The organism is Paraburkholderia sp. SIMBA_027, from assembly GCF_046535315.1.
Classification (GTDB): Bacteria; Pseudomonadota; Gammaproteobacteria; order Burkholderiales; family Burkholderiaceae; genus Paraburkholderia; species Paraburkholderia tropica.
On sequence record NZ_JAWRWY010000029.1, the window covers coordinates 62,221 to 68,435 of the forward strand.

The window sequence follows — 6,215 nt, forward strand, 5'->3', positions numbered from 1 at the left end:
TGTCAAAGAATCTTTGACAGTCTGTCAACGAACCATGGGATTGTCAATTAACCTTGGCGTATCCACAATAAAACGAATATCAGAGAACCGCCTTCCGGGCCCTGCGCCTGTCGGGCCCTCAATCCGGAGACACCCTTCATGGCAATCGATACGGCCGTTCCCGTTTCTCCCGTCACCCACGAACTGCGCGGCAAGGTGCTGCTTGTCACCGTCGACAACCCGCCCGTGAATGCGCTCGGCGTCGACGTGCGGCGCGGCCTCGCGGCCGCCATCGAGCACGCCGAGTCGAACGACGCCGTGCAGGCCGTGCTGATCGTCGGCGCGGGCCGCAACTTCATCGCCGGCGCCGACATCCGCGAATTCGGCAAGCCGCCGCAACCGCCCGCGCTGCCCGAAGTCTGCGCGCGCATGGAGTCCTGCCACAAGCCGGTGATTGCGGCCATTCACGGCGCGGCGCTCGGCGGCGGCCTCGAAGTGGCGCTCGCCGCGCACTATCGCCTCGCCGTCGCGGGCGCAAAGCTCGGCTTGCCCGAAGTCAATCTCGGCCTGCTGCCGGGCGCGGGCGGCACGCAGCGCACGCCGCGTCTGATCGGCGCGCAGGCCGCGCTCTCGCTCATGCTCAGCGGCCGTCACGCCAGCGCGCAGGAAGCGCTCAAGATCGGTCTCGTCGACCGCGTGGGCGCGAGCGAAGACATTCTTGCGGAAGGTCTCGCCTACGCGCAGGAACTGCTCGCCGCGCATGCGCAGCCGCGCCGCACGCGCGACGCGCAGGCGCTCGCCGACCGCGCGGCGTCGCAGGCCGCCATCGACGCCGCGCGCGCGGAAACCGCGAAGAAGTCGCGCGGTTTGTTTTCCCCGCTGAAGATCATCGATTGCGTGCAGGCCGCGCTCGATCATCCGTTCGAAGAAGGCATGCGCGTCGAGCGCAAGCTGTTCCTCGAATGCCTCGACAGCCCGCAGCGCGCGGGCCTCGTCCACGCGTTCTTCGCCGAGCGCGAAGTGCAGAAGGCGCCGGAAACGAAGAGCGCGAAGCCGCGCGCGATCGAAAGCGTCGGCGTGATCGGCGGCGGCACGATGGGCGCGGGCATCGCCGTGGCCGTGCTCGATTCGGGCCTGCCCGTGACGATGATCGAACGCGACGACGCCTCGCTCGAACGCGGCCGCGCGCACGTCGAAAAAGTCTACGACGGCCTCATCGCGAAAGGCCGCATGACGCCCGAAGCGAAGGCGCAGACGCTCGCGCGCTTCAGCGGCAGCACGTCGTACGACGCGCTCGCGAACGTCGACCTCGTGATCGAAGCCGTGTTCGAGGAAATGGGCGTCAAGCAGGCCGTGTTCGCGGAACTCGACCGCGTCTGCAAGCCGGGCGCGGTGCTCGCCACCAACACCTCGTATCTCGACATCGACGCCATCGCGGCCAGCGTGAAGCGCCCGCAGGACGTGATCGGCCTGCACTTCTTCTCGCCCGCGAACATCATGAAGCTGCTCGAAGTCGTGGTGCCGAAGGCCGTGAGCGCCGACGTCGTCGCCACCGCATTCGAACTCGCGAAGAAGCTGCGCAAGGTGCCGGTGCGCGCGGGCGTGTGCGACGGCTTTATCGGCAACCGCATTCTCGCCGTCTATCGCACGGCGGCCGATCATCTGATGGAAGACGGCGCGTCGCCGTATCAGATCGACAAGGCCGTGCGCGAATTCGGCTTCCCGATGGGCCCGTATCAAGTGGTCGACCTCGCGGGCGGCGACATCGGCTGGGCCACGCGCAAGCGCCGCGCGGCCACACGCGACCCGAAAGCGCGTTACGTGCAGATCGCCGACCGCCTCTGCGAGCGCGGCTGGTTCGGCCAGAAAACGGGCCGCGGCTTCTACCTCTATCCGGAAGGCGCGCGCGTGGGCACGCCCGACCCGGAAGTGGAATCGATCATTCGCACCGAGCGCGAGCGCGCGGGCATTGCGCCGCGCAGCTTCACCGACGAAGCCATCCTGCGCCGCTACATGGCCGCGATGATCAACGAAGGCGCGAACGTCGTGCACGAAAAGATCGCGCTGCGCCCGCTCGACGTCGATGTCACGCTGATCTACGGCTACGGTTTCCCGCGCTATCGCGGCGGCCCGATGCAGTACGCCGATACGGTCGGCCTCGCCAATGTGCTCGCCGACATCCGCGAATACGCGAAGGAAGATCCGCTGTTCTGGAAGCCCTCGCCGCTGCTCGTCGACCTCGTCGAGCGCGGCGCGAACTTCGCGAGCCTGAATCAGATCGGCTGAATCGCGTCGCTCGATGCATCGCTACATGCATCGATAGCCGCATCGCTGGAACAGCGCGTGACGGCCTCGCCGCCACGCGCCTGAATACCCGCCCGCGCCCGGCACCGCTTGCCGCGCGCGGGCCGCAAGGAGCAACACCACCATGGACCTGAAATTCACCGCCGAGGAAGAAGCCTTCCGCAGCGAAGTGCTCGGCTTTCTGCGCGATCATCTGCCGCAACGTCTCGCCGATATCGTGCGCACCGGCCGCCATCTCACGCGCGACGACATGGCGCAATGGCACGCCATCCTCAACGACAAAGGCTGGCTCGCGAATCACTGGCCGCAGGAATACGGCGGCCCGGGCTGGACGCCGGTGCAGAAGTTCATCTTCGAAAACGAATGCGCGATTGCGGGCGCGCCGCGCATCGTGCCGTTCGGCGTGAACATGCTCGGGCCCGTGCTCATCAAGTACGGCAGCGAAGCGCAAAAGCGCTATTGGCTGCCGCGCATTCTGAACGGCGCGGACTGGTGGTGTCAGGGCTATTCGGAACCGGGCGCGGGCTCCGACCTCGCCTCGCTGCGCACGAGCGCCGTGCGTAAAACCGACGCGAACGGCGACTACTACCTCGTGAACGGCCAGAAGACGTGGACCACGCTCGGCCACTACGCGAACATGATCTTCTGCCTCGTGCGCACCGCCACCGACGTGCGCAAGCAGGAAGGCATCAGTTTTCTGCTGATCGACATGAATACGCCGGGCATCGAAGTGCGCCCGATCGTCACGCTCGACGGCGAGCACGAAGTGAACGAAGTGTTCTTCACCGACGTGCGCGTGCCGGTCGAGAACCTCGTCGGCGAAGAGAACAAGGGCTGGACCTACGCGAAATATCTGCTGACCTACGAGCGCACCAACATCGCGGGCGTGGGCTTTTCGGTCGCCGCGCTCGCGCGCCTGAAACACGCCGCGCAGCAGGTCAAGCGCAACGGCAAGCCGCTCGCCGACGATCCGCAGTTCGCCGCGCGTCTCGCGAAAGTCGAGATCGACCTGGAGAACATGAAGACCACCAATCTGCGCGTGATCGCGGCGGTGGCCGGCGGCGGCGTGCCCGGCGCGGAAAGCTCGATGCTCAAGATTCGCGGCACCGAAATCCGCCAGGAGATTTCGTCGCTGCTGCGTCGCGCGATGGGGCCGTACGCGGCGCCGTTCGTCGAAGAAGCGCTGCACGAAGGCTATGACGGCGAGCCGATCGGCCCCGACGAAGCCGCGAGCGCCGCGTCGCAGTATTTCAACAATCGCAAGCTGTCGATCTTCGGCGGCTCCAATGAAATCCAGAAGAACATCATCTCCAAGATGATTCTCGGTCTTTAAGAGGTCCTGCTATGAACTTCCAGCACACCGAAGACCGCCGCATGCTTGCGGATACGCTCAATCGCTTCATCGCGGAGCAATACGGTTTCGAGAGCCGCGATAAAATCGCGCGCTCGCCTGAAGGCTTCAGCGCGCCGATGTGGCAGCGCTTCGCCGAACTCGGCGTGATCGGCGCGCTGTTCGACGAAGCGGACGGCGGCTTCGGCGGCCAGGGTTTCGACGTCGCGGTCGTGTTCGAATCGCTCGGGCGCGGCCTCGTGGTCGAACCGTTCCTCGACACGCTGATCGTCGGCCGTGCGCTCGCGCACGCGGGCAACGAGGCGCAGCGCGCGCGCATCGCATCGTTGATCGACGGCTCGCAGATCGCGGCCTTCGCGCACGACGAGCCGGGCTCGCACTACGAAGCGGCGCGCGTGAGCACGCGGGCGGAAAAGCGCGGCGACGGCTGGCTGCTGCAAGGCGCGAAAGGCGTCGTGCAGCACGCGGAGCACGCCGACGTGCTGCTCGTCTCGGCGCGCACGTCGGGCGCGGAATTCGACGAAGCGGGCATTTCGCTCTTTCTCGTGCCGCGCGACGCGCAAGGCGTGCGCGTGCGCGGCTATCGCAAGATCGACGGCGGACGCGCGGCCGAAGTCACGCTCGATAACGTGCAACTGGGCGCCGACGCGCTCGTGGGCGCGGCAGGCGCGGGCTTCGCGACGCTCGAACAGGCGAGCGGTTACGGCCTCGTCGCGCTGGCATCGGAAGCCGTGGGCGCGATGGACGTGGCGCGCGATCACACGCTCGAGTATCTGCGCACGCGCAAGCAGTTCGGCGCGCCGCTCGGCAGCTTTCAGGCGCTGCAGCATCGCATGGCCGATCTGCTGCTCGAAATCGAGCAGGCGCGTTCGTCGGTGATCAACGCGGCGGCGGCCATCGGCGCGGCGCGCGTCGAACGCGAGCGCGCGCTGTCGGCGGCGAAGGTCACGATCGGGCGCATTGGCGCGCGCGTGGCCGAAGAAGCGATCCAGTTGCACGGCGGCATCGGCATGACGTGGGAGTTGCCGCTTGCGCATTACGCCAAGCGTCTCGTGATGATCGATCACCAGCTCGGCGACGAGGATCATCATCTCGCGCGTTATATCGCGCTGTCGCGCGCAGCGGCCTGATCGTCGCGCCCCAGCTCCAACCCGGCGACGGAAAGGCGGGCGCGATGCAACAGACGCGACAGCGACGCGCGGCCTTCCCTCAACAACGAACCAGGAGTGCCTGCTGATGCAGACTCACAACACCGGCCTGCCGCTTTCGGGCGTGCGCGTCCTCGATCTGTCGCGCGTGCTCGCGGGTCCGTGGAGCGCGATGGTGCTCGGCGACCTCGGCGCGGAAGTCATCAAGATCGAACATCCCGACCGCGGCGACGACACGCGCGACTGGGGCGTGCGCATCGGCAAGACCGAGACCGCTTACTTCAACAGCGTGAACCGCAACAAGCGTTCGCTTACGCTCGATCTGCAAACGCCCGAAGCGCAGGAGATCGTGCGCGAACTCGCGAAGACCAGCGACGTCTTTATCCAGAACTTCAAGTTCGGCGGCGCGGAGAAACTCGGGCTCGGCTACGAGCAATTGCGCGCAATTAATCCGCGCCTCATCTATTGCTCGATTTCCGGCTACGACCGCACCGGTCCCGAAGCGAAGCGTCCCGGTTACGACCTCGTCGTGCAGGGCGAAGCGGGCCTGATGGCGCTGAACGGCGAGGCGGACCAGCCGCCGCTGAAGTTCGGTGTCGCGGCGGTCGATCTGTTCACCGGCATGTATTCGGCGCAGGCGATGCTCGCCGCGCTCTACGAACGCGAGCGCAGCGGTCGCGGGCGTCACATCGAAATGGCGCTGTTCGATTGCGGGCTGATGATCACTGCGTACTACGGCCTCGAAGCGCTCGTGATGGGCGAAGATCCGCCGCGCTACGGCAACGCGCATCCGTCGATCGTACCGTATGGCGTATTCGATGCCGCCGATGGTCCGCTCGTCATCACGGTCGGCAATAACGCGCAGTTCGAACGCTTCGCGCGCGAAGTGATCGAGCGCCCCGACATCGCCGACGACGCGCGCTACAAAACCAACATCCTGCGTTCGCAGAACCGCGCGACGCTCGTGCCCGAACTCGAACGCGAACTCGCCAGCCGCGGGCGCAAGCTGCTGCTCGAACGGCTCGCGGGCGCGGGCATTCCGTGCGGCGAAGTCGCGGGCCTGCGCGAAGCGCTGCTCTCGAAGCGCGCGACCGATGCGGGACTCGTGACGCAGCAGCCGCATCCGGACACTGAAAGCGGCACGACGCCGGTGCTCGCGCCGCCGTGGCGCTTCGACGGCGAACGCATGCCCGTGCGCCGCGCCCCGCCGCAACTCGGCGAAGGCACGCGCGACGTGCTCGCGTCGCTCGGCTATAGCGACGAACAACTCGCGCAATTGAAGGACAAGGGCGTCATTTGAGCCCGCTTGAATAAACCCGTTGGAACAGGAGGAGTGCTGTGAAGATTCTCGTACCCGTCAAACGCGTGGTCGATTACAACGTGAAGGTTCGTGTGAAGTCGGACGGCACGGGCGTGGATATCGCGAACGTCAA

The 6,215-nt window shown here is 66.4% G+C and carries 4 protein-coding genes and 1 pseudogene; all 5 read left to right on the forward strand.

Going from position 1 to position 6,215, the window contains the following annotated elements; all coding sequences use genetic code 11:
* The first annotated feature begins 138 nt into the window (after positions 1-138).
* Positions 139-2,265 (forward strand): 3-hydroxyacyl-CoA dehydrogenase NAD-binding domain-containing protein, encoded by a 2,127-nt coding sequence (locus tag SB764_RS35740; protein WP_410866210.1) that lies wholly within the window; start codon positions 139-141, stop codon positions 2,263-2,265.
* 142 nt (positions 2,266-2,407) lie between these two features.
* Positions 2,408-3,616, forward strand: a complete 1,209-nt coding sequence (locus tag SB764_RS35745; RefSeq protein ID WP_065063387.1) for an acyl-CoA dehydrogenase family protein — start codon at positions 2,408-2,410, stop codon at positions 3,614-3,616.
* Positions 3,617-3,627: 11 nt separating this feature from the next.
* Positions 3,628-4,764 carry an acyl-CoA dehydrogenase gene (locus SB764_RS35750; protein WP_321867592.1) on the forward strand — a complete coding sequence of 379 codons (1,137 nt, stop codon included), beginning with the start codon at positions 3,628-3,630 and terminating at the stop codon, positions 4,762-4,764.
* A 106-nt stretch (positions 4,765-4,870) separates the two neighbouring features.
* Positions 4,871-6,082 carry a CaiB/BaiF CoA transferase family protein gene (locus tag SB764_RS35755; protein WP_065063391.1) on the forward strand — a complete coding sequence of 404 codons (1,212 nt, stop codon included), beginning with the start codon at positions 4,871-4,873 and terminating at the stop codon, positions 6,080-6,082.
* Positions 6,083-6,120: 38 nt separating this feature from the next.
* A pseudogene (locus SB764_RS35760) lies at positions 6,121-6,215 on the forward strand (electron transfer flavoprotein subunit beta/FixA family protein); the annotation flags it as partial.